The organism is Salinibacter grassmerensis, from assembly GCF_947077765.1.
Taxonomy (GTDB): domain Bacteria; phylum Bacteroidota; class Rhodothermia; order Rhodothermales; family Salinibacteraceae; genus Salinibacter; species Salinibacter grassmerensis.
In genome coordinates this window covers 797,167-822,354 of record NZ_CAMTTF010000001.1, presented here as the reverse complement: position 1 = coordinate 822,354, position 25,188 = coordinate 797,167, and the positions used below count along the sequence as shown (strand labels likewise).

At 65.4% G+C, this 25,188-nt stretch carries 25 protein-coding genes and 1 riboswitch; of the genes, 19 read left to right on the top strand and 6 right to left on the bottom strand.

Annotated elements, in window-relative coordinates; all coding sequences use genetic code 11:
- Positions 1–62 precede the first annotated feature (62 nt).
- From OJB03_RS03145 to OJB03_RS03135, 3 genes are all read left to right on the top strand, one after another.
- The gene (locus OJB03_RS03145) at positions 63–1,547 is read left to right on the top strand and encodes a methyl-accepting chemotaxis protein (protein ID WP_263785533.1); all 1,485 of its coding nucleotides are present in this window, start codon (positions 63–65) and stop codon (positions 1,545–1,547) included.
- Positions 1,548–2,002: 455 nt separating this feature from the next.
- Complete coding sequence (locus OJB03_RS03140) at positions 2,003–2,470, top strand: class I SAM-dependent methyltransferase (RefSeq protein ID WP_263785187.1); 468 nt, start codon at positions 2,003–2,005, stop codon at positions 2,468–2,470.
- A 176-nt stretch (positions 2,471–2,646) separates the two neighbouring features.
- Positions 2,647–3,690 (top strand): zinc-dependent alcohol dehydrogenase family protein, encoded by a 1,044-nt coding sequence (locus tag OJB03_RS03135; RefSeq protein WP_263785186.1) that lies wholly within the window; start codon positions 2,647–2,649, stop codon positions 3,688–3,690.
- A gap of 73 nt (positions 3,691–3,763) precedes the next feature.
- On the opposite strand, the gene OJB03_RS03130 is transcribed toward OJB03_RS03135, so the two are convergent.
- Both OJB03_RS03130 and OJB03_RS03125 read right to left on the bottom strand, forming a co-directional pair.
- A complete protein-coding gene (locus OJB03_RS03130) occupies positions 3,764–4,804 on the bottom strand; it encodes a zinc-dependent alcohol dehydrogenase family protein (protein ID WP_263785182.1) in 1,041 nt (346 codons plus the stop codon).
- 848 nt (positions 4,805–5,652) lie between these two features.
- Positions 5,653–6,180 (bottom strand): hypothetical protein, encoded by a 528-nt coding sequence (locus tag OJB03_RS03125; RefSeq protein ID WP_263785180.1) that lies wholly within the window; start codon positions 6,178–6,180, stop codon positions 5,653–5,655.
- Positions 6,181–6,599: 419 nt separating this feature from the next.
- Between OJB03_RS03125 and OJB03_RS03120 the strand changes: the two genes are divergently transcribed.
- The 4 genes from OJB03_RS03120 to OJB03_RS03105 all read left to right on the top strand — a co-directional run bounded on the left by OJB03_RS03120 (position 6,600) and on the right by OJB03_RS03105 (position 8,442).
- Positions 6,600–6,983, top strand: coding sequence for a TIGR03643 family protein (locus OJB03_RS03120; RefSeq protein WP_263785177.1), 384 nt, complete (start codon positions 6,600–6,602; stop codon positions 6,981–6,983).
- Positions 6,984–7,087: 104 nt separating this feature from the next.
- Entirely contained in the window at positions 7,088–7,231 is a 144-nt protein-coding gene (locus OJB03_RS03115; protein WP_263785175.1) for a hypothetical protein, read from the top strand.
- A 71-nt stretch (positions 7,232–7,302) separates the two neighbouring features.
- Positions 7,303–7,788 carry a DUF2214 family protein gene (locus OJB03_RS03110; protein WP_263785173.1) on the top strand — a complete coding sequence of 162 codons (486 nt, stop codon included), beginning with the start codon at positions 7,303–7,305 and terminating at the stop codon, positions 7,786–7,788.
- 339 nt (positions 7,789–8,127) lie between these two features.
- Positions 8,128–8,442 carry a hypothetical protein gene (locus OJB03_RS03105; protein WP_263785171.1) on the top strand — a complete coding sequence of 105 codons (315 nt, stop codon included), beginning with the start codon at positions 8,128–8,130 and terminating at the stop codon, positions 8,440–8,442.
- Between the two features lie 93 nt (positions 8,443–8,535).
- Here OJB03_RS03105 and OJB03_RS03100 read toward each other — a convergent pair whose 3' ends face one another.
- The 3 genes from OJB03_RS03100 to OJB03_RS03090 all read right to left on the bottom strand — a co-directional run bounded on the left by OJB03_RS03100 (position 8,536) and on the right by OJB03_RS03090 (position 12,101).
- Entirely contained in the window at positions 8,536–9,213 is a 678-nt protein-coding gene (locus tag OJB03_RS03100; protein WP_263785169.1) for a potassium channel family protein, read from the bottom strand.
- A 355-nt stretch (positions 9,214–9,568) separates the two neighbouring features.
- A complete protein-coding gene (locus tag OJB03_RS03095; RefSeq protein ID WP_263785168.1) occupies positions 9,569–10,762 on the bottom strand; it encodes a carboxypeptidase-like regulatory domain-containing protein in 1,194 nt (397 codons plus the stop codon).
- A gap of 631 nt (positions 10,763–11,393) precedes the next feature.
- Complete coding sequence (locus OJB03_RS03090) at positions 11,394–12,101, bottom strand: ferredoxin--NADP reductase (RefSeq protein WP_263785166.1); 708 nt, start codon at positions 12,099–12,101, stop codon at positions 11,394–11,396.
- A gap of 598 nt (positions 12,102–12,699) precedes the next feature.
- A riboswitch (TPP riboswitch) is annotated at positions 12,700–12,821 on the top strand.
- Between the two features lie 83 nt (positions 12,822–12,904).
- On the opposite strand from OJB03_RS03090, the gene OJB03_RS03085 reads away from it, so the two are divergent.
- From OJB03_RS03085 to OJB03_RS03070, 4 genes are all read left to right on the top strand, one after another.
- The gene (locus OJB03_RS03085; protein WP_263785163.1) at positions 12,905–13,513 is read left to right on the top strand and encodes an ABC transporter substrate-binding protein; all 609 of its coding nucleotides are present in this window, start codon (positions 12,905–12,907) and stop codon (positions 13,511–13,513) included.
- A gap of 37 nt (positions 13,514–13,550) precedes the next feature.
- A complete protein-coding gene (locus OJB03_RS03080) occupies positions 13,551–13,850 on the top strand; it encodes a hypothetical protein (protein ID WP_263785161.1) in 300 nt (99 codons plus the stop codon).
- Positions 13,851–14,095: 245 nt separating this feature from the next.
- Positions 14,096–14,362: a hypothetical protein gene (locus OJB03_RS03075; RefSeq protein ID WP_263785159.1), complete on the top strand. Its 267-nt coding sequence runs from the start codon at positions 14,096–14,098 to the stop codon at positions 14,360–14,362.
- Positions 14,363–14,488: 126 nt separating this feature from the next.
- Positions 14,489–14,719: a hypothetical protein gene (locus OJB03_RS03070; RefSeq protein WP_263785157.1), complete on the top strand. Its 231-nt coding sequence runs from the start codon at positions 14,489–14,491 to the stop codon at positions 14,717–14,719.
- A gap of 32 nt (positions 14,720–14,751) precedes the next feature.
- On the opposite strand, the gene OJB03_RS03065 is transcribed toward OJB03_RS03070, so the two are convergent.
- Positions 14,752–15,006 carry a hypothetical protein gene (locus tag OJB03_RS03065; RefSeq protein ID WP_263785155.1) on the bottom strand — a complete coding sequence of 85 codons (255 nt, stop codon included), beginning with the start codon at positions 15,004–15,006 and terminating at the stop codon, positions 14,752–14,754.
- Between the two features lie 268 nt (positions 15,007–15,274).
- On the opposite strand from OJB03_RS03065, the gene OJB03_RS03060 reads away from it, so the two are divergent.
- The 8 genes from OJB03_RS03060 to thrA all read left to right on the top strand — a co-directional run bounded on the left by OJB03_RS03060 (position 15,275) and on the right by thrA (position 25,135).
- Positions 15,275–15,559: a DUF427 domain-containing protein gene (locus tag OJB03_RS03060; RefSeq protein ID WP_263785153.1), complete on the top strand. Its 285-nt coding sequence runs from the start codon at positions 15,275–15,277 to the stop codon at positions 15,557–15,559.
- 69 nt (positions 15,560–15,628) lie between these two features.
- Positions 15,629–16,141 (top strand): GAF domain-containing protein, encoded by a 513-nt coding sequence (locus tag OJB03_RS03055; RefSeq protein ID WP_263785150.1) that lies wholly within the window; start codon positions 15,629–15,631, stop codon positions 16,139–16,141.
- Positions 16,142–16,291: 150 nt separating this feature from the next.
- Positions 16,292–18,838, top strand: coding sequence for an ABC transporter permease (locus tag OJB03_RS03050; RefSeq protein WP_263785149.1), 2,547 nt, complete (start codon positions 16,292–16,294; stop codon positions 18,836–18,838).
- Positions 18,839–19,082: 244 nt separating this feature from the next.
- Complete coding sequence (locus OJB03_RS03045; RefSeq protein ID WP_263785147.1) at positions 19,083–19,268, top strand: CPXCG motif-containing cysteine-rich protein; 186 nt, start codon at positions 19,083–19,085, stop codon at positions 19,266–19,268.
- 141 nt (positions 19,269–19,409) lie between these two features.
- A complete protein-coding gene (locus OJB03_RS03040; protein WP_263785143.1) occupies positions 19,410–20,168 on the top strand; it encodes a YggS family pyridoxal phosphate-dependent enzyme in 759 nt (252 codons plus the stop codon).
- A gap of 192 nt (positions 20,169–20,360) precedes the next feature.
- The gene (locus tag OJB03_RS03035; RefSeq protein WP_263785141.1) at positions 20,361–21,638 is read left to right on the top strand and encodes a DivIVA domain-containing protein; all 1,278 of its coding nucleotides are present in this window, start codon (positions 20,361–20,363) and stop codon (positions 21,636–21,638) included.
- Between the two features lie 54 nt (positions 21,639–21,692).
- Positions 21,693–22,553 (top strand): purine-nucleoside phosphorylase, encoded by an 861-nt coding sequence (locus OJB03_RS03030; protein ID WP_263785139.1) that lies wholly within the window; start codon positions 21,693–21,695, stop codon positions 22,551–22,553.
- A 116-nt stretch (positions 22,554–22,669) separates the two neighbouring features.
- Entirely contained in the window at positions 22,670–25,135 is a 2,466-nt protein-coding gene (gene thrA, locus OJB03_RS03025; protein WP_263785135.1) for a bifunctional aspartate kinase/homoserine dehydrogenase I, read from the top strand.
- The last annotated feature ends 53 nt before the right edge of the window (positions 25,136–25,188 follow it).

Genomic DNA, 25,188 nt, shown 5'->3' with positions numbered 1-25,188 from the left:
GGGAGGCGATTGAGGCAAACGCCGCCCAGCAGGTTGCCACAGACCGGCGTTGGTCAGAAGTCATGACATGGATGATGGCCGGCATCTTCGTCCTTCTGGCGGCGGTGGTGGGGGCGGTCCTCTACGTCATGCGCACCCGGGTCACCACCCCCCTCCGGTCCTTCGCCCACCAGCTTAGCAGCAGGGAAGAGGAGAACGTAACCGTCTCCGTCGAGGGCGCCCACGAGATTACCGCCGTGGCCGAGGCGTTTAACCAGCGCCAGTGCCAGATCGCCGACGCCATGGAGGCGCTCGAGGAGGAGAAGGCCTCCGTCGAGCGCCGCGTCGAGGAGGCCGTCGAGAAGTCCGAGCGCCAGAAGGAGCGCCTCCAGGACAGCGTCGACACGATGCTGGAGGCCATCGGGCGCTTTGCCGAGGGGGACCTCACCGTCCGCCTCCCGGCCGGCCGAGACGGGGCCATCGGGCGCTTGTTTGAGGGCTTCAACGAGGCGGTCTCCGGCCTCCGCTCCATCGTCGGTCAGGTGCGGGAGGCGGCCACCTCCACCGCCACGGCGACCGAGCAGATCAGCGCCTCCTCCGACCAGATGGCCGCCAGCGCCGAGGAGCAGTCCGCCCAGGCCGAGGAGGTGGCCGCCGCCGTCGAGCAGCTCAACCAGACGATCGGGGAGAACGCCAAAAGCGTCCAGCAGGTCGCAGACGCCGCCCAGGAGGGCAGCCGCCAGGCCCAGGAGGGCCAGACGGTTGTCTCCGAGGCAACCGGCAAGATGGAGGAGATCGCCGCGGAGGTCCAGGGCACCGCCGAGACGATCGAGCGCCTCCAGGCCTCCAGCGAGGAGATCAGCCAGGTCGTCGAGACGATCGACGACATCGCCGGCCAGACCAACCTCCTGGCCCTCAACGCCGCGATCGAGGCCTCCCGGGCCGGCAGCGAGTCGGGAAGCGGGGACACGGGCCAGGGGTTCGGGGTCGTGGCCGAGGAGGTGCGCCAGCTGGCGGAGGAGACCGACCAGGCCACCACCGAGATCGCCGACATCATCGGCGAGGTCCAGACCGAGATCCAGGAGGCGGTGGAGGCGGCCCGCCAGAGCAGCGCCAACGCCGAGGAGGGGATCGAGCTCTCCCGCAAGGCCAGCGCCGTTCTGGAAGAGATTGTCGGCTCGATCGGCCGGGTCGAGCAGATGACCGACGAGATTGCGGCGGCCTCCGAGGAGCAGTCCACCACCAGCGAGGAGATTGCGAAGAGCGTCGAGTCGATCTCGACGGCCGCCCGGGAGTCGGCAGCCGGGGTGACCGAGGTGTCCGACACCGCCGGCCGGCTGGAGGGCCTCAGCACCGAGCTGGAGGAGACGGTCCAGCGGTTCCGGGTGGAGGCGGGGGTAGGGCACACCCCAGTAGGGACCTCCTCGACAGGCCAGTCGCCCTCCAGCCAGTCGCCGGCAGGCCAATCACCCTCCGGCTCGCCCTCTTCCGAGGACATGCCTTCTCCCGAGGACATGCCTCAGGGGTACGGCGGAGACGGGCATCCGTCGGAGGGAGCGACGCTGTAGAACAGGAACAACCCTGCCGGACGGCTGCCGACTGACAGGCAAACCGACAATTCAAGCCGGAGACGACTGAACTGCAAGCATCCGGAGGACGATGGCGAAAGCAGACCGGAACCGTACCCTTGGGGCGAATGCTGCCCAGTTCTCGCCTGGCTTTACCGTCGCTGCGTCTTCGACGACGTAAGCGGGGAAGACCGTTTCCGCTGGGGATACTGCCGGCGGGCCAGGTACCGATGACAACCAAAGCCGTGAGGCGGACAGCAAGACCGAGCCAATGGGGGTTTGCTCCACACCCGAGCGTCCAGGTTAAAATTTTTTCGCCAAGCCCGATAACACAATTAACGAGACCCCTAAACTCATCTTCGTCGTGCCTTTCTCCTCCGTCTCGGCACTGCGAAGGACACACTTGGGAGGGAAAGGCGGTCCCACTGTTACCTGAACAGATCGTCCAACCGGCTATGCCTTCGATCCACGAACGCCTGTATTCGATGACGGTTGATACGGAAGTCAATGCAGTGCGATTCCGCTGGAAGGCACAGCCCACGGGGGAGGAGTTTCGGTACGGGACGAACCAGCTTCTCGAATTTGTTCGTTCGCAGGCGGTGCCCGGGCTGATCGCCGATGTACGAAACGTTACGGCCCATCATACCTCCAGCATGGAGTGGCTCGTCCGGGAAGGCCTTCCGGAGGCAGCGTCGGCCGGTATCGAGCACATCGCGATCGTCCACGGGGACGACCTGATCGCCCGAACGGAGATGGAGACCCTCAGGGAGCAGGCTCAGCAGGCCGAGTCTTACCCGTCCTTCTTTACCACTAACCGCCCGAAAGACGCCCGGGAGTGGATTCACGAGCAGAACCAGAGCACCACTTCCCTCTTCCAACTCGCCCGATACCTTCCCTCCCTGAACCTGTTTTCACTTCCCTGAGGAGCAGACCGAGAGCGATTTCTTCTTCTGCCTACGGGTTTTGCCCACGGACCACGGGCGGACAAGCCAGTGCGTCTCACGCGGTTGCTTCACTGAGCGGTCAATTCCTGCGCCTGCATCACGGCCACTGCGCCCTCGTATAGGGGACCGCTCTTTTCCTGCCGGCCCCTGCTGTCATGAACGCCCTCGTCTACGAAGACTTTGATGCCCCCCTGACGCTCCAGACGGTTTCACGGCCCGCCCCCACGCCGCGGGGCGTCGTGCTGAAGGTGCTTGCGTGTGGGGTCTGCCGGAGTGACTGGCACGGCTGGAAGGGCCACGACCCGATGATCACCCCTCCGAACGTGCCGGGGCACGAGGTGGTGGGAACCGTGACGGCGGTCGGCGACCGCGTTGAGGAGTGGGCGGAAGGCGAGCGCGTGACGGTGCCGTTCGTGGGCGGCTGCGGCACGTGTGAGCAGTGTCGCGCCGGTCAGCATCAGGTGTGCCCCAATCAGTTCCAGCCCGGCTTTTCGGCTCAGGGGGCCTTCGCCGAGTTCGTGCGGATCGACTACGCCGATGAAAACCTGGTCCGCCTCCCCACGTCGATCGATGCGGTCACCGGGGCAAGCCTCGGCTGCCGCTTTGCCACCGCCTTCCGGGCCGTCATCGATCAGGGGGAGGCAAGAAGCGGCGATTGGGTGGCGGTCCACGGGTGCGGCGGCGTGGGCCTGTCGGCCGTCATGATTGCTCGTGCCGCCGGGGCCCAGGTTGTCGCCGTGGACATTGCCGACGCGGCCCTTTCGCTTGCCGACGAGGTGGGAGCCAGCCGCACGATCAACGCCGATGACACCGACGACGTCGCGGCCGCCGTCCGCAATGCCACCCAGGGCGGCGTTCATCTCTCTCTAGACGCCCTGGGCAGCCCCGACACGTGCCGAAACTCCGTGGCGAACTTGCGGAAGCGCGGTCGACACGTCCAGGTGGGCCTCCTCGTGGGCGAGAACGTGCACACCGCCATTCCCTTCGACCGCGTGGTGGCCGATGAGTTGGAGCTGCGAGGCGCGCACGGCCTCCAGGCCCACCGCTATCCGGCCCTCTTCAGCATGATCGAGGCGGGCCGACTCCGCCCCCGTCAGCTTGTACGACAGACGATTCCACTCGCGGAGGCTGCCGATCACCTGCAGCAGATGGGCAACTTCGCCGGCACGGGCATCGCCGTGATCGATGACTTCGGATAAGGCGGAGGAGCGGACGAGTGCTCGTTCTGCCATCGGCGCTCGCAGAAAAGGCTCAGTGCCCCGGACGTCTCCTCTACAGCTCGACCATCACCTTGATGGACTCTCGGTCGTCCATCGCGGCGTAGCCGTCGGGCACCTCCTCCAGGCCAATGGTTTTGTCGAAGACAGGAGACGGGTCGAGCGTCCCGTCGAGAACATCGTCCATCAGTTCGGGAATGTACTCCCGCACCGGCGCGATGCCGCCCTGGAGCGTAATGTTTTCCCGGAAGAGCCGAAACATGTTGAGCCCTCCCTCCTCGGCCCCAAACGGAACCCCGACGTACCCGATCGTCCCCCCTGGCCGGCACACCCCAATCGCTGTCTCGATCGCCGAGGCCGCACCGACGCACTCCATGACGTGACGTGCGCCTCCTCGCGTCATCTCGCGAACTTCCTCCACCGCCTCCTCCCCGCGACTGGAGACAATGTCTGTCGCCCCAAAGCCCCGCGCCTTCTCGAGCCGATCCTCATGGTGGCCCATCGCAATGATGCGCTCCGCCCCGAGGCGCTGGGCGGCCAGCACGGCACAGAGCCCCACGGCCCCATCGCCGACGACCACACAGGTCGATCCGGCCTCCACGCCGGCCGACACGGCCGCATGGTGCCCCGTGCCCATCACGTCCGTGAGCGGGAAGAGCGCTCGGAGGAGCGACTCGTCGCCCTCCGCACGCTCGGGGATCTTGACGAGGGTGCCGTCCGCCTGGGGCGCGCGGACGGCCTCGCCCTGGGCGCCGTCGTTTTCTGCGGCCCAGACGTTGCCGTGCACGCAGGACGTGTGCAGCCCCTGTCGACAGAACTCACAGGTGCCGTCGCTGATCGCGAAGGGCGCCAGCACGCGGTCTCCAGGCTCCAGGGACCGCACTTCACTTCCCACATCCTCAACGACCCCCATCGGCTCGTGCCCCGTGCGCCAGCCGGCCTCGTAGTCGCGGTGGCCACGGTAGAACCACAGGTCCGACCCACAGATCGCCGTGCGGGTAATGCGCAAGATGGCGTCGGTGGGCGCTTCGATGCTAGGGTCGGGCACATCCTCGACTCGGATGTCGCCCGGCTCGTAGAAGACAGCAGCTTTCATCGGCTGGTACAAACGTCTGGTTCAAGGAAGACGGTGCGGGGCTGCACCGCGGCGGATCCGCGTCGCCTCGCCGCCGCAGTTGCTAGATCGGGTTGAAATTTTTGCCCTTCTATCCACGAAAACATACGGCCCACGTTTCTAAAGAGCGGAGCATCGACGTGGGATCAGGCTGGTCATCTGCCTCTCCTAAACGCTGGGACGGAAGTCTGGGGGCGCGGAAAACAGCTTATTACAAGTCCGTGCCGTTTTCGACGGCTGTCCAGGAGACCTGCTCCTTAGTGCCCGGGTCCGTACACCGTGAAGCCCAAGGTGCACATGCGCGGAGGGGAGTTGCGCGAGACCGAACCGTAAAACTGTTTTATTTCCCCGGATGGTGACAGCCGCCACGCGTGCACAGGCCCCGCAAGCGGAACCTCTTACGCCCCTCAGAACTGAGATCTTGTGGACTACTTCGGAATTGATTCTCCGGCAACAACACCGAGCGCCGCCGATGACACAGGGTCCGGTCTTGGTGAACGTGCCCACCCACCACAGCCCCGTACTTAGATTCTCTACCTTTCCCGCCCCTCCTCCAGCGACCATGCAGCGGCTTATTCAATCGGAGCTTGCTCGCCACCTAAACGTGTGCCAGGCAGTCGTGGAACGGGCAACCCGTCGGGGGGAGCCCTGCGAGGGCCATCCGGTGGCAGCGTGGGCATTGCGACGCGGCCGGCAGGTGCTCTACGAAGTGCCTGATGATGCAATGACAGAGCTCAAGCAGGCGGACACGACATACCTCAAAAGGCAAAGCCGGGTCCTCAGGGTTCTCATGCGGGGCGGACAGGGATGACGGCAGCGCCGAACGGGGGCTACGCGCCCCATCCCGGGCTGGACCGCCACTCCAGGACGCCCTTCCAGATCCAGCCCACCCGCCACAGGGTCTGCCAGACCTCCTCCACGCCGGCGGGCTCGAAGACCCAAACCCCCCCGGCGAGGAGAACCAGGACCGCGGTGGTCTCACCCCACGACGCTCGTACCCACAGCGCCACCAGCATGCCCAGTCCAGCCCCCAGGGCCACGAACAGCATGCCGGCCTGGACGGGATCCACGTTGGACTGGACGCCCGACCACCCAGCGCCGGGCGCCGGGAGCCGGGCCTCTCCCCCGGCCAGGAGACCACCGAAGAACAGCAACAACAAACCGATTAGACAAAAAATTGCGCCGTAGGTAAGGGCACTACGGACGTAGTTCACCGTGAGAGCAATCTGTTGGTACGAGGGGGCTCGTTTCCGGACGCCGCCGTTTTCGGAGGCAGCCGTCGAGGGGCGATCGGTTTCTTCTTGGGCCCCGAAAGCGGCCGCGCCGGAGCACTGTTTGTTCTCGTCTCCTGTTCCCACATTTCAAATGCGGATGCGTGCCCCGAGCGTGTTGTCCGGCATCTAGTCAGCAACCGGTCAGGAACGACGCCGATCCGGCGCAGGCATTGCAAACACCTGCTCGAACACCCACGAAGACGAGCAGGAGGCGGACAGTCCCGGTCATTCGGCACATTCAGAGCCCCACGGCCCTCGGCCCACCGCGCGACCTTCCGACCTTGTTACGCGCAGTGCCAGGCTCCTTGCGAATCGATTATTGCACCCTGCATGTCCAAATTGATGTAGACTCCCAGTGAGCCGGCGGAGGATACTTGCGCCCGGGACTGTTCATTTATCGACCGCTCCGCGGTTTTCCTCGGGCGAGAGGCACCACCGTTTCAAGCGTCCGGCCGCCTGCCCTCACACACGCGCCCTCACGCCTTCACAAGCTCCCGCTCTTTATGGGTGTTCAACGCGACCATGATCTCTCGGATGAGGAGGTCTCCCACGTTATCGGCATGGCCTGGAAGGACGACGTCCCCTTCGAGGCCATCGAGGCGCGGTACGGCCTGGAGGAAGAAGCCGTCATCGCGCTGATGCGCGGTCGGCTGAAGCGGTCGAGCTGGAAACTCTGGCGCGAGCGAGTCAGCGGACGTCCCTCAAAGCATGCCTCCCGGCGTTCGTTGACCGACTCGGTCAGCAAGCGTCCCCCCGGTGCCCGCTCCCTAGAGTCCCTCGACGACGACACAGACCTTTCGGGCCCGCTAGAGTCATCCGCCCTCCGGGATCGCTCTGGCGAGACAGCCGATCGTCCCAAAAATGACGAAGAGGGGCCGGAGGAGTAAAAATCATTGGGGGCTGGCCAGCAGACCGCCGGACCCCAGGGGCTTTCCTGTGAGCAACTCGGCCTGTGGGCAGGCCCTCCCCCCACCCGCAAGGGCATGCTTCTGTGAAGGAACGTCCCGAGGACGAGCGCCCGGTGTTGGTTTACGATGCGAAGGACGCCGAGATGCCGTCCTGGCTTTGCGTCCAATTCGACGACGGGCACGTCGTGTCTGTTCGCCAGATGCCGGTCACCGATGTCCCGGCATAGTGGGAGGACCGATGTCCTCCGTCGCGTACTTGGAGTCCTGTCATTTGCGTTTCTCGCCGACTTGCGTGCCGATGTCCCTCTGGTCCTCCACGCTCGTTCTGTACCTGCACATCCTCAGCTTCATGCTCACCTATGCCGCGGTGGCGGTCGAGTATGCCCTACTGCGCGGCCCCACCGATGCTGCTACGGTTCGATCACTAGAAACGGCCGACGTTGTGTACGGGCTCGCTGCCGTCGGCGTATTCGCGACGGGCGTGGTGCAAGTGCTGTACTTCGGAAAGGGGTTTGCCTACTACCTGCAGAGCCCGGTGCTGTGGACGAAGGTCGGGCTGTTTACGCTGGTCGGCGTGGCGTCCATCTACCCTACGCTCACGTTTCTGCGATGGCGGGCCGAGCTCGACGGGGAGGAAGTGCCTGTTCAGAACCTGCTGGGACTCTCAATTCCCTCGCGTTCAGCCTCCTGCGACCGGCGGCTTCGAAGCACCGTCGGGGTTGAACTGGCTCTTCTGACTCTCCTTCCTCTCCTTGGAAGTGCACTGCACTACGGACTTGGCTGAGGTGACCCGGAGAGTCGGCTCTGGTCACGCAGCCGGGGCGTAGGGCGGGCGGGCCGCGCTCCCACCTCCACTGGCGACGGAATGTTCGTGGAGTCTCTCTAGGTCCCTCCCCGGCAGGGGCGCGTCCGTCTTCGACATTTCTGCGACATCACACCGGGAGGGGGGCTCATGTGGACAGACCACCGATCTGATCTCGTTTAGTATCGCACACATTTTGCGGCCTAAAATGTCCCGCCCCGGCGGAACGGATTCCCGCCAGGTGCCTGATAGCCAACCACGAGCCCCAACGACCGCAGTTGGGCAACCTCCCCCACACTCCTCCCACAGACCGATAGGCCAATGGACGACACGGATTCTATTCCTTCCCGCTCTGATCTCCTGGATCAGTTCGAGCGACTTTTCGGAAGCCGGACCCCTGACTTCGAGCAGCAGGCTGAGAAGCTACAGCAACTGCGCCGCAGGGTGAGCGAACAACAGGGTGACCAGTTCGCAGAGGAATGGTACGAGGTGTACGGGAGCCCGATTGAACTGGGTCGTCTCGCCCACGCCCGGTGGACAGAGCTGAGGCCCAAGACGAAGCGGCACGTCGTCGATGAGCTCCAGTTGGCGGACCCAATTGGGGAGGAAATGAGCTATCTCCCTGCCTCGGGCTGACGGGACGCAGCACGGCAGATGCACGAATGCGTCAGTCGGAACGGGGAAAGACCTCCAAGGCTCACCGGGCTGCTTTCCCTGATCCTGACGGCGCTACCCAACCATTTGCCTTCGCGTCTCGCGGGTCACGCCAGGGGCGGCCGCAATCAGGTAGCGGTGTCCCGGCACGAGCTCGGTGCCGGGCTCGGGCAACTCGTCGTTCGTAACATCGAACACGACGTGGCTCTGGTCCGGAAGCTGGGCAGCTCCCAGCTTCTTGCCGGCAACCGGGGCCTCCGGGGCAACCTGAATCTCCAACACGTCAAGGTCGCTGGTGACATCCTCAAAGACCCGCGTGTCGCCGGCCAGGATCTGATTGACCGCGGACTTCGCACCGGCCCGCTCCGGATAGACCACCCGGTCGAAGAACTTGCCCTCCTCATCAAGCTGGTCGGGCCGTTCAATCCGGGCAACGGTCCGGATGTCATCGGTGAGGTGCTTGACGACCGCGCAGATTGCGAAGTTTGTTGCCCCGGTCTCCGTCAGGGCGGCGAGAACATCGGCCCGCTCGGGGTCGGCCTGTGCCAGTACGTTCGGGTCCGTGGCGTCTCCTTCGATGACCGTCGACTGTAGCGCCTGGCGGGCGTTTTCGACGGTGTCGGGCTCCTTGTCGATGAGGTAGGCGTCGTGGCCCTGATCTCTCAAGACCCGGGCCGTCCGGTGCCCGACGCGCCCGGCCCCGGCGATGATGATGTGGAGGTTCTCGGATTCCGAGTTGGGGACAGCAGTCATACGCGGTAGAAGGGACTCTGGTGGATGTGGCGGCGCGCGGCGGACCGCGTGCCATGAACGAGGGGGATCAGCTTCGCGACTGGCTGTATTGATCTCCCCTGGGAAGGTTTTCGGCCGTCCGCATCGGTTCACGTTCGTAACGCATTTGCGTACACAAGTCGGCACAGCCACGAGACGGCTCTCCGCTTCTCCACAAGCGGATCGATCGTCCCTTTCGGGCGCATTTGAGTTGGCGAACCATCCCTGTTTGAGCGTGCGGGTTGGCCGGGCTGGTGCAAGATAGGAGCAGCCCCCGCACTGCCGCTGGCCCGTGGTGCCGCGGACGTTCGTCCCAATCACTCGGCTGTATCGGCGTCTACTGCGGGCGGTATTCCTTCGGCACCTGATCGGCCACTCGCTCGAACCCGAAGTACCCCGATACGGTCACGCCGTACCGCTCTACAACCTCGCCTTTGTAGTCGACGGTGGCCGGGCCTCGCTCCAGCCAGAACTGAGAGGTCTGGTAGCGGGGCGCTCGTCCGCCCCGGCGCCCGGTGCGCTCCTCCCGCCAGGTCGAGTAGGCCTCGCTTTGCTTCTCCCCAAGATAGATGATTTCGGCCGCCCCCTGAAAGTCAAGGATGTGTTCGTCCGGCGCGTCTCCGTCGGTCATGATGTCGCTCACCTCAATGGACATCCGCCCCCCGCCCCCGGAGAAGCCCGATCCGAAGCTGCCGCCCCCCGGCGGATCTGAGGACGCACGTCCAGGGGGGCCGCCCGGCGCGTTCTGCCGATAGAACAGCTTGAAGCCCTGTTCCTCGACCCGATCCTCGATCATGGCGAGCATGAGGTGGTGGAAGGACCCGAGGAATGCCTCTCGGCGGGCCTTTTCCCACTTCGCTTCCTGGGCCGGGCTGCCCTCCAATTCTTCAAAAAACGGCTCCCCATCGTACTGCGTCCGCCGCTGGGTCACCTTGAAGTCCTCCAGGTGATACTCCACCCGGTAGCCGAGGGCCTTGTTTTCAATCACGATGGGCCGGGCGGCAAAGGCTTCCAGCGAGCCCATTCCCCCGTCGAAGCTGAGCACCTCTCGGTTTCGGATTTTCGCCTGCTCCGCGTTGGGGGTCTCGCCGAGAAAGGCTGCCTTAAACCGCTCGAAGCGCCGCTGCCACTGCTCGTCGCGCTCCGCCTCAACGACGACGCCCTCTCCCTCCAAGACCGTCTCCTGAAGCGCAAACTCGAACCGGTACGGCCTCGACTCTCGCAGGTTGAGGCTCCGGGAGGTCGATTCGTACCCCACGAAGGACACGTAGAGTTGCTGAGCCCCGAGCGGCACGCCCGTGAGCCGGAAGCGGCCCTGATCGTCGGTCGTCGTCCCCCGCATGCTCTCCGCGATGAAGACGTTCACGTCCGACAAGGGGTCGCCGGTCGCCGAATCCACGACGGTGCCCACGAGAGTAGCCCGGCCGCGTGCAGGATCGGACTGCTGGGCACCGGCCTCCTGCCCGGCGGCCAGCAGCGCAAAGAGACAGAAGGAGAAAACAAGACGGCGGAAGCCTGTGCGGCGGCGCATGGAATGAAGGCGTGCTGAAGCGGAAGCGGCGGGGGTGGGAGATTCAGACCAAAACCGGGCTCTACATCGCAGATGGCCAGGGGCATGCACCTCTCCGGCCACGTGCTCTCCTCGGTTCTACGTGCACGGCAGGGATTCAGAGTTACAACCGCCTCGAAGCATAAGGGTCCCCGACGGGGTAATGTCCCGCAGGGATTACACCCGCCGAGCTTCCGCTGCGCATCACGAGACGACATCACGGGAAAGGGGCGGACGGCTCGTTCCGACGGCACTGATTCCTAGGTGCGCCAATTTCTTCTGTAAGATCAGGGGATGCGAATTGCCTTAACTACCACACGTTTCGTAGGCGTTCACCCGGAGCATTCAACACAGATCCCGGTCCATCTGGGCGAGTCGCGTCGACTGACCAATGCCCGCCGACGACCGCCGCGTGTTCGACGCCCGCGCCGAGAGGTTTATAGACCAATCCTTTTCACGACCAGGAACCTGTACGTCTGGCCCACCGGGACTCCCGTCCGCAGTGGGCCAGGTTCCGCAGTCACGGGGTCGAACCGAGGCAGTCAACCCGGAAGCAGGCTCAAACTTGTGGCGGATGCCAGCGTCGGTCCGCCCGGGAGCAGTGTCATGCAGGCTACACTGCGTCGCTTTCCCACCCCTCCGTGAAGATGCGGTCCTCCTCGACGCCCTCATTCTGGAGCATCTCTTCGCTGTCGACCACCATCGGGGGGATCCCGCAGATGTAGTAGTGCGGGTCCTCAAAGCGGCCGTCTACCACTTCACCGAGGTGGGACTGCACGTGCCCGGTCGGCCCGTCCCAGTCTTCATCGGACAAGGAGTAGAGCACCTCCAGGTTGTCGTGGTCGGCCGACAGATGGTCGAGGGTCTCCCGGTACATGATGTCTTCCTGGGTGCGCTCTCCGTAGAGGAACGCGGCCCGGCCGCTGCCCTCGCTCAGGTATTGCTTGAGCATCGCAATCATCGGGGTGATGCCCGTCCCAGTCGAGAGGAAGACCACGTCTCGACTGAGGCTCTGCAGGTGGAGGTTACCGCTGGGCTTGGTGACCGTGATCTGGTCCCCGACCGACCGGTCGTGCATCCAGGTCGAGGCGGTGCCGTCCTCGTAGCGCTTGATGCCAAGGGCCAGGGCGCCGGTGCCCGGCAGGTTCACGGGCGTGTAGGGCCGCCCAACGGTGTCTCCGTCCTGCTCAAACTCGATGACGACGTGCTGACCGGGCTGGTAGGAGAAGGTGTGGTCCTCCGCCTCAAGCACAAACTGCTTGACCCGAGGGGTCATTTGGTGAATGGAAGTAAGAGTGGTCTCTAGCGTGTCGGAAGCCATACTTGAAGGACTTTTGCGTGGACGAACTGCTGAAAAGAAAAAGGGAGCGGGTGGCTCTACGTCAAGGAAATCGCCCGACAGGGAATACTCCGAGTGTACTGAGGAGCTGTACTAACCCTGTTGCGTGGGCCGAGGTACCATCCCGCCCAGGGGGCTCTCAAGGGCGCTGAACGGCAGCCAAAACCATTGTCGTTCTCGCGGGGCAGTGACCGAAACTAGGAAGAGCCCCGAAAACGACAACACGAGATTTCAGTAGGCGTGGCCTTAATTTTGCTTTTGCAAAATAATAGTTTTCGAATTCCAGAGTGCTCTTTTCCGAGAAGAGACAACGGAGGTGACCCAGAAAGATTCCGTGGGCTAAAAGATTTTGGGCGCTTAGTTAAGTTGTTGTGTGCCAATCTTCCGGACACGTGGATATGCCTACGGAGTCTCCCACTCGAGGTCGCGGCGACACGTTGATGGGGCACAGCGGCGTGCCGTCGCCGGACGGAGTCCTACAGTCTCTCCGTCTGTAGCCAGACCGCCCTCCTGGTGCTAAAGAAATTTTCCTCTGGGTTGGCGTTGACGTCGCCCCGAGTACATCCTAACATGCACTTATGGTACGCGCTAGGGGTGCCTCGACGATTGGCCTGCAGCCAACGCAGCGCAGTTGAGGCTGAGATCAGACCCTTTGAACCTGACCCGGTTCGCACCGGCGTAGGGAATCGTTTTGGCTCGTCCCCTCTTCGCTCACGGCCGTGGGCCGGGGGAGGCACTGCTGGCGCTCCTTTTCACCAATCGCCAGCACAACCTCCGTTCCCACAATGGACACGATTCGCCTGGGGCTTGAGTGGTTCTTGAACCCGGACCACACCCCTCTTCTTCTCGCGAAAGAACACGGCTGGCTCGAAGATGCCGGCCTTAATCTCGAGGTCATCGAGCCGGAGGAGCACCTCGACGCCGTCGGTGCCATCGAAGATGGAGACATGGACGTGGCGGTGACCGAGCCGCTCCACCTCGTCGAGGACCGTGCTGCCGGCCGACCAGTCGTTGGCTTCACGCGGTTCCTTCACACCAACGGCGGGGTCATGTACCGCCCGGACGCCGGTATTGAGCGCCCCCGAGACCTCGCAGGCGCGCGCCTGCAATATCCTGGGGCCCCCGGCCCCGGCGGCCCCGCCATCGCCGGCTCAATGGTCGAGGCCGACGGCGGGGCATACGACCCCGACACGTTTACGCCGGTCGACTATGGCTTCTACCACACCGACGCATTAATCGACGGAGAGGCCGACGCGGCCACACTGGCCTTCTACAACTTCGAGCTCGTAGAGGCGGCCCACCGGGGCCTCGACGCGGAGTTTTTCGCCCTCAAGAACTGGGGCATCCCGGACTTCTGCCAGCTCGTCTTGATCACCACCCCCCGACCGGCTTGAGGAGCGCCGGGACGCCTTCGCCCGCCTCGTCAACGTGATGCGTCGCGGCATTGACCTCCTCCATCAGCGTCCGGAGGAGGCGCGGGCCGTCTACGCGCGTCGCACCGGGGCGGACCTGGAGGACAAGCAGACGGACGCAATCTTCGGGGCCACCCTGCCCTGCTTCACGTACGACCTGTCGATGACGCCCCAGTACTACGAGCAGCTGGAGGCCTGGATGACGAGTCGCGACCTGATCGACAGCCGCCCTGGGAAAGAGGCGTACTGGACAAATACACTCGCGCTTCCGGGCCCAGGCACACCATCGCAGGAAACGGCGACGGCGGCGCTCAAATAGATCGGCTCTTCTCTTTCAAGAACGAGGACGCGAAAGCCGCCTCACCGGCTCCTCTCGTCCCCGTGCGGCCTCCGGCGTAGACGCCGGGGGCCGTTCTTTACTTTTGGGAGTGCGTCGACGGCGCTCCCCCGGTACTCTCGCTACTGGCGGCTTCGTCCCGAGGCGAAACTGTCTCGACCAAATTTGGGTATTCCCCAACAGGAAGCCTACCTCCACATCCTCCTCACGCCGCCTCCGACCCCGCCATGGCGCTCATCGACTGTCCCGAGTGCGCGACCGACGTGAGTGAGCACGCGGAATGTTGCCCCTGTTGCGGCTATCCGTTCGGGGAGGCCAGCAGTCCCGACAAGGGAGGCGTCGTCCTCACGGACATCGACATCGGGTTCAACGACTGGGCAGTTATTCTCCTCAAGGCCGGCCTCGCCGCGTTCCCGGTCGCCATCATCGCCGTGCTTCTGTACTTCGTCTTGACCATCGCGGGCACCGCGTTGATTGGCGGGATTGGGGGGTGACCGTGGCCTGCGCCGGCCATCGCCGCGAGCCGGCCCTCATCATGGTCGCGAAAGAAGAAGCGGGACTGCCGTCAGGGACAACGATCCCCTGAGATTGATTCCGCCATCTACGAACGCCCGGAGCAGATGAGCGAAAACGGAGTGCACGCTACGAACATCGGTCTCGTCACGGCCCGAATCGGGCTCGGGGCAGGAGCGTACACTGGACTGTTGCTGGTCCGAGTGGGCGTCTCCCCCATGTTCAATCTCGAGCCCGTCGCTCTTCACTATGCAGCGGCGTGGTGGGTGCCGTACGCCCCTTCGTTCCTCAACATGCCCAACCAAGCGGCGTACGACGCGCTGCCCGGTGAAGACTAACAGCGCGTGGTCGCCTGCACGCTGTCGTTTTTCTACAGGTCGGCCACGCTGTGGTCGGGGTTCGGACTCATCGGCACGGTCGTTCCCGAGACAGAACTTCTCGTGAGGCCCTCGTGCTCACTAGCGTCGTAGAGGGCGTACTGGCCGTCCGGGTTTTGCTTCTGAAGACCCCACGGAAGGTTCGTGAACTTCGGGACGCATCCCAGTGGAGACCCCGCACCGTCCAACCGGAGTATCATGAAGACTGGCGTCGGTGCCACCGTATCCCCGCCGGTTTCGTCCATCACATGGGCGAGACGAGACCGAGGAGAACTGTTCTGCACCGGGCCCGTCGCGACCATCAGCAGCGGTGGGCCCCGTACGGCATTTTCATGACGTGCGCTGTCGGCTTCCGCCCCTCTCGTACAGAACATTCGGGCATACTGCAACGACTTCGACACGGTGTGGCACCTGAGAACTGAAGGACCGTATTGGAGACCTAGGATAAGATCCCTTTGACCTTGGAAAACCGTTTTCAACTCTAATCGTGCTTTTTGCCATAATCCCCTGACAGCCATGAAAGCCACCTGGAACGATGTTGTCCTCGCTGAGAGCGACGATACCGTCGTCGTTGAGGGCAACCACTATTTCCCGCCCGAGTCGCTGAACAAGGACCACTTCAAGAAGAGCGAGCACCGCACCACCTGCCCGTGGAAGGGCAAGGCGCACTACTACGACCTGGTCGACAATGGTGATCGCGCAGAGGACTCCGCGTGGTACTACCCGGATCCGTCCGACGAGGCGTCTGAGCTCAAGGACCACGTCGCCTTCTACGGCAGTCAGGTGGAGGTGACAGAGTAGAATTGCTCCTTGCGGTCCGGCATCGCCGGGCCGCTGCCGATCGTTCTCGTGCACGACCGCCTGCCTCAGATGTCTTCTCCCGCTTCCTCCACCACACCCGCGGCAGATAAGGCCGAACACTACGACGACGCCCGTCGTCGCATCGGCGCGCTGCTGGACGGCCCGACCGACTGGATGTCGGCGATGGCCACCGTGGCGTGCGAACTCCACCACTCGTTCGACCACTACGACTGGACAGGCTTCTACCGGGCGGTGTCCGACGAGGAACTGCTCGTGGGTCCGTACCAGGGCCCACACGGCTGCCTCCACATCGATTTTGACCGCGGGGTGTGTGGAGCGGCGGCGCGGACCCGCGAGACGCAGCTGTGGCCGGACGTGTCCGAGGCCCCGGACCACATCGCGTGCCAGTCGTCCACCCGGTCGGAGGTCGTCGTGCCCGTCCTTACACCAAGCGACGATCTACTGGCCGTGCTCGACGTCGATTCCGACACGCTCGGTGCATTCGACACGACCGACCGAGAGCACCTGGAGGCGCTGTGTCGGGACCTCGGGGAGCAGTTCGCCGACACAGCGCTGAGGTAGTTCCGTGGAGCAGCCCTCCTTCCTCAGCGGGCGTGTGCACCTCGGCCACGATGCGCAGCCCCCGGTTCCGCACATTGGGCCTCCCCCGACTGTCGTGCTACCGCCTCCGCCTTCCCTCCTATCCTCCTTCTGACGCTTCTCAAAGCCCGCATGAGCGAGAACGTCCCGTGGATTCTCAAGATGGCCTGGCGCGACAGCCGCGGCAGCCGCGCACGACTGGCCCTCTACCTCTCCGCCATGGTGCTGGGCGTGGCGGCCCTCGTGGCCATTCGCGGCTTTGGGGAAAACCTGACGCGGACGGTCGACCAGGAGGCGAAGACGCTCCTGGGCGCCGACCTGAAAATCGAGAGCGACTCGCCGTTTCAGGACTCCACCGAGGCGCTCCTTGACTCGATTGGGGGCACCCAGTCGCGCCGCGTATCGTTCGCGTCGATGGCCTACTTTCCCGCCACCGGCGGCACACGGCTCTCCGCCGTGCGGGCCGTGGAGGGGGGCTTTCCGTTCTACGGCACGCTGGAGACGCAGCCCGACGACGCGGCGGCCCGCTACCGGAGTCAGGACGGGGCTCTCGTGGACGGCGCGCTCCTGCGTCAGTTTGGGGTCGAGGTGGGCGACTCCGTCCGCGTCGGGGACACACAGTACCCCATCCTCGGGGAGCTGAAGCAGGCCCCGGGCGAGTCGAGCTTTACCTCGGCCGCCAGTCCCCGCATTTACCTGCCTCGTGCCCGGCTCGATACCTCCCTCTTCGGCCGCGGGAGCCGTGTGGAGTACGAGGTGATGTTCGAGTTTGAGGAGGCCCGAAATCTGAATGAGCTCATCGCGGGGATCGACCCCTATCTGGACCGGCACGATCTCGACCTCGATACCGTCGAGGAGGCCGCCTCGGGCTGGCAGGATGGCCTCAGCGACCTGTATCGCTTTCTGGGCCTTGCTGGATTCATAGCGCTGCTACTGGGGAGCCTCGGCGTAGCGAGTGCGGTGCACGTGTACGTCCAACGCCGCCTCACCTCGATCGCTGTCCTGCGCTGCCTGGGGGCGAAGGCCGGGCCCACGTTCCGCATCTACCTTGCTCAGGCCGGTGTGCTCGGCCTGATCGGGGCCGGGTTCGGCAGCCTTCTCGGCGTGGCACTGCAGGCCTTCGTGCCCCGCCTCCTCGCCGACTTCCTGCCCGTCGAGGTCACCTTCGCGGTGTCGTGGACCGCTGTGGGCCTGGGGCTGGTCGTAGGGCTGGGCGTGACGCTTCTCTTCGCGCTGTGGCCGCTGCTGGAGGTACGGGGCGTCTCGCCGCTCCAGGCGCTGCGAACCGAGGTGGAGCCCTCGACCGGCGGCTGGCGCGACCCCGCCCGGTGGGCCGTGGCGGCCGCCGTAGCGGCCACGGTGTCGGGCATCGCCGTGCTCCAGGCCCCCACCTGGGAGATTGGGCTCGGCTACGCCGTCGGCGTGGGCGCCGTGTTCGGGGTGCTCGCCCTCGTGGCCCGCGGGATCATGGCGGGGGTGCGCCGTTTCTTTCCGACCTCTTGGTCCTACCCCTGGCGGCAGGGCCTGGCCAACCTGTACCGGCCCCATAACCAGACGACGGTCCTGTTGCTTACCCTGGGCCTGGGCGTCTTCCTCATCACGACCCTCGTGCTCGTCGAGCGCACGCTCCTGGAGCAGATCCAGGTGGCGGGGGGCGAGAACCGCCCCAACCTCGTGATGTTTGGCATCCAGAACGACCAGATCGACGGCGTCCGCAGCGCCGTGGAGGAGGCGGGCGCCCCGGTTCTGGCCAGCGAGCCCATCGTGACGACGCGCCTGCAGGCCCTGCAGGGCCGCCCCATTGAGGCCCTGCGGCAAGATTCGACGGTCAACGTGAGCTGGGCCTACGAGCGCGAGTACCGCGTCACGTACCGCGACCACCTCACCGAGAGCGAGACGATCGTGGCGGGCGAGTTCGTCGGTGCCGTCGAGGGCAATCCGATGCAGTCCGGCGAGGCCGTTCCCATCTCGATGGAGCAGGAGATGGCCCGGGAGGAACTGAACGTGGGCGTCGGCGACACCCTCACGTTCGACGTGCAGGGCCGGCCGATCACGACCTACATCTCCAGCCTGCGCAATGTGAACTGGCAGCGCATCGGCACCAACTACTTTGTGGTCTTTCCCGAGGGCGCGCTCGAGGCGGCCCCACAGACCCACGTTCTCCTCGGGCGCACCCCGAACGACGACGTGGCGGCCGCGGCGCAGCGGAACGTCGTGCAGGACTACCCAAACGTGTCCGCCATCGACCTGTCCCTCATCCTCTCCACGTTCCAGGACCTCTTCGGGCGCCTCGCGTACGTGATCCGGTTCATGGCCCTCTTCAGCGTGTTCACGGGCCTCATCGTGCTGGCCGGGGCGGTGGTGGTAAGCCGCTACCAGCGGGCCGAGGAGAGCGTCCTGCTAAAGACACTGGGGGCTTCGCGCCGCACCGTACAGACCATCATGACGGTGGAGTATCTCTTTCTCGGGGCCTTCGCGGCGGCGACGGGCCTGCTTCTGGCCCTGGCGGGCGCATGGGGACTCTCGTACTTCGTCTTCGAGGGGCCCTTCGTGGTCGCGCCGCTCGTGCTTCTCGCGGCGTTCGTGCTTGCCGTGATCGTGACCATCGCCATTGGCCTCTGGAACAGCCGCGGCCTCTACGACCGTCCGCCGCTCGACGTGCTCCGGACGGAGACGTAGCGGCTTTGCATCGGCTCCGACGACAGCACCGGTCCGGCGGCCTTCCACGGCCCACCCGGCCGGGTGAAGCATCAGCCCCGGACGGGCGAAATAATGAGGACCAGAGGTTCTGCCCCGCGCCGCGGTGCTGACGGAGCAAGCTAAGATCGAACCGACGACGGGTGGAAAGAACCTGGACAGCAGAGCCCCAGGAATCCGCCCGTAGCCTCCCACTCGCTATTTTCTCCTCAATGTCCCCTACGCCGTGAACGTCCGCGAGCAGACATTTACGTGCCCGCACTGCTGGGAAACAACCGCCGTGCTCGTCGACCCGTCGGTCCGCGAGCAGACCTACATCGAGGACTGTGGCGTCTGTTGTCGCCCCCTGCGCGTCCACATCGTCGCGCAGGGCGGCCGCGTCGTGTCGTTCGACGTGCAGCCGACCCAGTAGCCGCTCACCACTCTAAACGGAGCAGGGTGTGCGTGGGCTCGTCCGGCCGCAAGGACTGCCCGCACCGGATCATGTGCGCCCACACCGAGATACCAATACCCGGTTCGTAGACGCTTCGCAGCACGCAACTTTGCCCCGCACATGAGCAAGATTCCGGATGCTACGCCGGAGGTGGAAGCCCAAATCCGCCCCGAAGTCGTACAGGAACGAGTCGAGTCCATCCGTGGGCGCATCGCTCAGGCCTGCGACCGGGTCGGGCGGTCTCCCGATGAGATCACGGTCGTCGCCGTCTCCAAGACGTTTCCGATGCAGGCCATCGAATCCGGCACGGGCGTGGGCCTGGAGCACTTCGGCGAAAACCGGGCCCGGCAGCTCCGCGACAAGGCGAAGGCCCGCCCGGGCGCCTTTGAGGACGGCGACGTGAAGTGGCACATGGTGGGCCACCTGCAAAGAAACAAGGCCAAGTTCATTGCCCGCCACGCCGACTGGTTCGACGCGCTCGACAGCCCTCGCCTCGCGGAGGAGCTCAACAAACGAGCCGCCAAGAACGACCGCGTACTGCCGTGCCTAGTGCAGGTCAACGTCACGGGCGACGAGCAAAAGTACGGGCTCGCCCCGTCCGAGACGCACGAGTACCTCGACCACTGCGCGCAGTACGATCACCTTGCCATCGAGGGGCTCATGGCCCTCGGCTCGTTCGTGGACGACCCCGAGGACGTCCGGGGCGAGTTTCAGGGGATGCGGGAGCTGTTCGACACCTACGACGCGTCCGACAACCCGCAGGTGGAGATGAACGAACTCTCCATCGGAATGAGCAACGACTTCGAGGTCGCCATCGAGGAAGGAAGCACCATGATCCGGCTCGGCACATCGATCTTCGGGCCGCGCGATTACGACTAGGCGATCTCCCGGCGGCCCAGCCCCCTCGAAGACCGCGTTGCCCCGAAACAGTGTTGGGGCAGCCCGGTGAACACACGGTAAACCTGTGGGTCTCGCTGCCTCGCACGACGGACCGCAAAGGACCGTCGACTCGTCTGAGGCCATCGGTCCACCCGCTGTTGTACCCGTTTCCAGATCCAAGCCGCAGACGCCATGAACCTCACGCCGCTCGACATTCGAAAGCGAGAGTTTGACCGCAGCCTGCGCGGGTACGACCCCCAGGAGGTCGACGCATTCCTCGACATGGTGGCCGAGCAGTGGGAGGACCTGGAAGACGAACGCCGCCGCCTGAAAAACAAGGTGGAGGAGCTGCAAAGCCGGATGGACCACTACCAGGAGGTCGAAGAGGCCCTCCAGCAGGCTCTGGACCAGACGCGGAAGAACGCCGAGGAGACGCTCGAAAATGCTCGCGAGAAGGCCGAGCGCATCGTGGAGGACGCCAAGGCGGAAGCGGCAGACATTGAGCGTGAAGCCGAGCGCATCGTGGAGGACGCCCGGGATCAGGCCGAAGAGATCAAGCGCGACGCGGAGAGCGAGCGCGAGAAGCTGAAGGCCGACGTCCGTCATCTCCACAATCGGCACACCGAGGCCGTTGCACGGCTGCGGGCCTTCCTCAACTCGGAGCTTGAGGTGCTGGAGGCGCACGAGCAAGAGCGCGACCCGTCCGGCCCGGCGTCGGCGACGCCCCCGGAGCCGCCGACCGACGAGACTCCTCCATCGCCGTCCAGTTCTGGCTCGCCGTCCGGCCCTGGAGCGCCGTCCGACGCCCCCTCTGCTCCGGGTTTAACACAGGCGGACGACGATGCTCCCGATCCCGCCACGGAGTCGGCCTCCGACGCAGAGCCGGCCCGCCCCAATGCGTCGTCGTTTGAGCCCACAGACCCGGCGGACCCCGATGCCTCTTCCGCCTCGGGCCGCGTCGATGACGCTGATTCGTCCGAGACGGACCCGACTGCCGATTCATCTACGGAGAGCCCCCCGGACACAGACGACCCGGCCTCCCCCGAGGAGGACGTTCTCGCCGAGACCGAACCGCTGACTAACGCCGCCCCTTCGACCGAGGGGTCATCTGCGGACCGCACCCCGTCGGAGGTTTTCACGGACGACGTCGCAAGCGAGGCCGCCCCCACTCCTCGCCCTTCTTCGGAGCAGGACACCCCGTCGGAACGGCCTCCTTCCGAGCCCGAGGTCTCCGACGATCGTCCCCATGAGCAGGACGAGCCGTCCTCTTCACAGGCCAACGCGCCGGATCAGCCTACCGATGTCCCGGCCCCATCGGAGCAGGAGGTAGGCGATGTCTCCGATCCCCAGGCGTCCAATGCCGAGCAGACGGAAGAGCCGGAAAAGAGAAATCGCTCCGGGGACGACCAGGACGACACCTCCGAGGAGATCGAGAAAATCTGGAGCATCCTCGAAGACATGGAGGATTAGTCTCGGGTCGTCTCGCTCCCCTCTACGTCACGCGTTTTCCAACCCACCCTCCGCATGTCTACGGCCTCCGACGCCTCCGCCCTCACCGCCGACGGAACCGCCGCGTATAAACAACAGGTCGACGCGGCGGCGGCCGCCCTCCCCGATCTGGACACCTCTTCCTCGACGGTCGCCGTCATGCGCGACATGGATCTCGACGGTGTCCTTCAGGCAGGGACGGTCGAGCACACGATTCCATACACCAACCTCCCACACTATCCGGCGTCGGATGGTGCGCTCACGGTCGGCACCCTTGGCGGGACGCAAGTCGTCGAGTTGGACCAGGAGTCCCATCTCTACGAAGGGCACACGCCCCGGGAGGTTGTCTTTCCCGTCCGCATGCTCGCAACCGCGGGTGTTGACTCGCTTTTGTTGGCGGCCACGGCCGGCAGCGTCACCGCACAGGCCAGTCGCGGGGACCTGATGCTGCTGACCGACCACATCAACTTTCAAGGCCAGAACCCGCTCGTCGGGCCCAACGTGCCCGACTGGGGGCCGCGCTTTCCCGACATGACCACCCCTTACGACCCGGCGCTCCGGCGACGAGTCAGCGGCGCGGCGCGGAATGAGGGCATCTCCCTGCGAAAGGGCATCTATCTGGGCCTTCTTGGCCCCCACCACGAAACGACGGCCGAGCACCGAATGGCCCATCGGCTGGGGGCCGACGCCGTGGGGACAAGCGTGATACCCGAAGTGATCGCGGCCCGCCACATGGGGGTGGATGTGATGGCCCTTGCGCTTCTTACCGCGCAACACCTGACAGGGGGACAGGCCTCTCCTTCTTCCGACGGCACCTCCCTGCAAACAGGTCGCTCGCAGATTCACCGCCTTCTCACGGCGACCGTCGCTGACAATGCGCAGGCGGAGCCCCAATAAAGGCCTTCCGCCTGCCCCGGCCGCACGGAAGCGACCGGCGCCGTTCTTCTCCGGGTCGAGATTGACACCGTCACCCGTCACGGGTCCACCCCCCTAACGCTCCTCCTCCTCCTCGCATGGAATCGTCCGAGTCTGCACCCACCGACTGGCGGGTTCATAAGTTCGGCGGCACCAGCCTTGCCGACCCGTCCCGCATCCGGCACGTGGCCGACCTTCTCGAGACCCGCTCCCCTCCGGTTGCGGTCGTGGTCTCCGCCATGAGCGGGGTGACGGACCGCCTGCTTGCCCTCGCCGAGAAGGCCCACACCGATGCCGACGGGCTGTCCGATCGGCTTCAGGCCCTCCGCGACGATCAGCGGGCCGTGGTCACCGATCTGCTGGACGGAGACGCCGCCGCCTCCGTGCTTCGCACACTGGACCAGGACATGGACGACCTGGCCGATGTGCTCCGGGCCACCCGCCTCATGGGCACGGCCCCCAATACAACCCGCGACCTCGTGGCCGGGTACGGCGAGCTGTGGTCCGCCCGCGTGCTTGGGGGGGTGCTGCGTAGCCGGGGACTATCGGCCGCCGTGTGCGACGCCCGCGACGTGCTCGTCGTCACCCACGAGGAGCTGGGCCCAGTGGTCGATGAGGCGGCCACCCAGGCACGCTTTGCCGACTGGCGGGCCGCGCACGACGACCCCGACGTGATTGTCGCCACCGGCTTCATCGCCACCACGCCCGACGGGGTGCCCACGACCCTCGGACGGAACGGCTCCGACCACTCCGCCGCTCTCTTCGCCGCGCTGCTCGAGGCCGACGCCCTCACGATCTGGACGGACACCGACGGGGTTATGAGTGCCGACCCGCGGTACGTCCCCGACGCCCGCCGCCTCGACGCCCTCTCCTACGAGGAGGCGATGGAGATGGCCTACTTCGGTGCCGGTGTCATTCACCCGCGCACGCTGTCACCGGCCGTCGAGCACGAGATTCCGATCACGATCCGCAACACCTTTGCGCCGGACCGGCCCGGCACCCGCATCCACCTCAACGACGACGGCGCGTCGGTCGTGAAGGGCTTCTCCACAATCGACGACGTGGCCCTCCTCAACCTGGAGGGCAGCGGCATGATTGGGGTGCCCGGCATTGCCCGGCGCCTCTTCGACGCGCTGGAGGATGAAGGGGTGTCGGTCATCTTGATCTCGCAGGGCAGCTCCGAGCACTCGATCTGCTTTGCCGTGCCACAGGCCCAGGCCAAGGTCGCCCGTGAGGCCGCCGAGCACGCCTTCTACGCCGAGTTGGACCGCGGCCAGCTCCGGACGGTCGAGCTGGTGCCGGACTGTAGCATCCTCGCCGTGGTGGGGGACCAGATGGCCGGCACGCCCGGCGTCGCCGCCACCTTCTTCGGGGCCCTTGGGGAGGCCAGCGTCAACGTGCGGGCCGTCGCTCAGGGCTCCTCAGAGCGCAACATCTCGGCCGTGGTGGACGGGGACGACGCCCGCCGTGCCCTCAGGGCGGCCCACGCAGGCTTCTACCTCTCGAAGCGGACCCTGTCGGTCGGTATTATCGGGGCCGGCAATGTCGGTGCGGCCCTGCTCGACCAGATTCACACTGAGGCCGACCGGCTCCGCGACGAGCAGGACATCGACCTCCGTGTGCGCGGCATCGCCGCATCGTCCCGCATGCTCCGGGCCGAGCAGCGCCTCGACCTCGAGACGTGGCGGGCCGACCTGTCTGCGGGGGAGGCGACCGACCTCGACGCCTTCGTCGACCACGTGCAGACCGACTACCACCCGCACACGGTGATTGTCGACTGTACCGCCAGCGCCCCCATCGCCCGGCGCTACCAGGGCTGGCTGGAGCGCGGCATCCACGTGGTGACGCCCAACAAGAAGGCCAATACCGACGCGTGGGACACGTATCAGGCCCTTCAGGCCGCCAGCCGCGGGCCCGGGCCCCAGTATTTGTACGAGACGACTGTGGGGGCGGGCCTGCCCATTCTGCAGACCCTGAACAGCCTTACCGAGACGGGCGACCAGGTGCACCGCATTGAGGGCATCCTCTCCGGCACGCTGTCGTATCTCTTCAACGCATTCGATGGCGACCGGCCCTTCTCCGCCATTCTCCGTCAGGCCAAGGACGAGGGCTTTACTGAACCCGACCCCCGCGACGACCTCTCCGGCATGGACGTGGCCCGCAAGGTCGTCATCCTAGCGCGCGAAATGGGGGTGCCGCTGGAGCTGGACGAGGTGTCCGTGGACGGGCTTGTGCCGGAACCGCTCCACGACGGCACGGTCGAGTCGTTTCTCGACCGGCTTCCCGAGCACGATGCGGACATGACCCAACTCCTTCGGGACGCCCAGGCCGAAAACAAGGTGCTCCGGTTCGTAGGTAGCGTCACGCGGGACGGCGACGCATCGGTGCGCCTGCGCCGCTACCCCGCCGACCACGCCTTCGCCCGCATCAACCACACGGACAACATCGTCCGCTTCCAAACGGACCGGTACAACGAGACGCCCCTCATCGTGCAGGGCCCCGGTGCTGGTCCCCAGGTCACCGCGGCAGGCGTGTTTGCCGACCTGCTTCGGCTGATGTCGTAGGTCCCAAGGAAGACGAAACGGCAGGCCACTGGTTCACAGAGCTGCCTTGCAAG

Coding starts and splice junctions, on each gene's coding strand:
- OJB03_RS03145 (WP_263785533.1), top strand. CDS start 63: ATGACATGGATGATGGCCGGCATCTTCGTCCTTCTGGCGGCGGTGGTG.
- OJB03_RS03140 (WP_263785187.1), top strand. CDS start 2,003: ATGCCTTCGATCCACGAACGCCTGTATTCGATGACGGTTGATACGGAA.
- OJB03_RS03135 (WP_263785186.1), top strand. CDS start 2,647: ATGAACGCCCTCGTCTACGAAGACTTTGATGCCCCCCTGACGCTCCAG.
- OJB03_RS03130 (WP_263785182.1), bottom strand. CDS start 4,804: ATGAAAGCTGCTGTCTTCTACGAGCCGGGCGACATCCGAGTCGAGGAT.
- OJB03_RS03120 (WP_263785177.1), top strand. CDS start 6,600: ATGGGTGTTCAACGCGACCATGATCTCTCGGATGAGGAGGTCTCCCAC.
- OJB03_RS03110 (WP_263785173.1), top strand. CDS start 7,303: ATGTCCCTCTGGTCCTCCACGCTCGTTCTGTACCTGCACATCCTCAGC.
- OJB03_RS03105 (WP_263785171.1), top strand. CDS start 8,128: ATGGACGACACGGATTCTATTCCTTCCCGCTCTGATCTCCTGGATCAG.
- OJB03_RS03100 (WP_263785169.1), bottom strand. CDS start 9,213: ATGACTGCTGTCCCCAACTCGGAATCCGAGAACCTCCACATCATCATC.
- OJB03_RS03095 (WP_263785168.1), bottom strand. CDS start 10,762: ATGCGCCGCCGCACAGGCTTCCGCCGTCTTGTTTTCTCCTTCTGTCTC.
- OJB03_RS03090 (WP_263785166.1), bottom strand. CDS start 12,101: ATGGCTTCCGACACGCTAGAGACCACTCTTACTTCCATTCACCAAATG.
- OJB03_RS03085 (WP_263785163.1), top strand. CDS start 12,905: ATGGACACGATTCGCCTGGGGCTTGAGTGGTTCTTGAACCCGGACCAC.
- OJB03_RS03080 (WP_263785161.1), top strand. CDS start 13,551: ATGCGTCGCGGCATTGACCTCCTCCATCAGCGTCCGGAGGAGGCGCGG.
- OJB03_RS03075 (WP_263785159.1), top strand. CDS start 14,096: ATGGCGCTCATCGACTGTCCCGAGTGCGCGACCGACGTGAGTGAGCAC.
- OJB03_RS03070 (WP_263785157.1), top strand. CDS start 14,489: ATGAGCGAAAACGGAGTGCACGCTACGAACATCGGTCTCGTCACGGCC.
- OJB03_RS03060 (WP_263785153.1), top strand. CDS start 15,275: ATGAAAGCCACCTGGAACGATGTTGTCCTCGCTGAGAGCGACGATACC.
- OJB03_RS03055 (WP_263785150.1), top strand. CDS start 15,629: ATGTCTTCTCCCGCTTCCTCCACCACACCCGCGGCAGATAAGGCCGAA.
- OJB03_RS03050 (WP_263785149.1), top strand. CDS start 16,292: ATGAGCGAGAACGTCCCGTGGATTCTCAAGATGGCCTGGCGCGACAGC.
- OJB03_RS03040 (WP_263785143.1), top strand. CDS start 19,410: ATGAGCAAGATTCCGGATGCTACGCCGGAGGTGGAAGCCCAAATCCGC.
- OJB03_RS03035 (WP_263785141.1), top strand. CDS start 20,361: ATGAACCTCACGCCGCTCGACATTCGAAAGCGAGAGTTTGACCGCAGC.
- OJB03_RS03030 (WP_263785139.1), top strand. CDS start 21,693: ATGTCTACGGCCTCCGACGCCTCCGCCCTCACCGCCGACGGAACCGCC.
- thrA (WP_263785135.1), top strand. CDS start 22,670: ATGGAATCGTCCGAGTCTGCACCCACCGACTGGCGGGTTCATAAGTTC.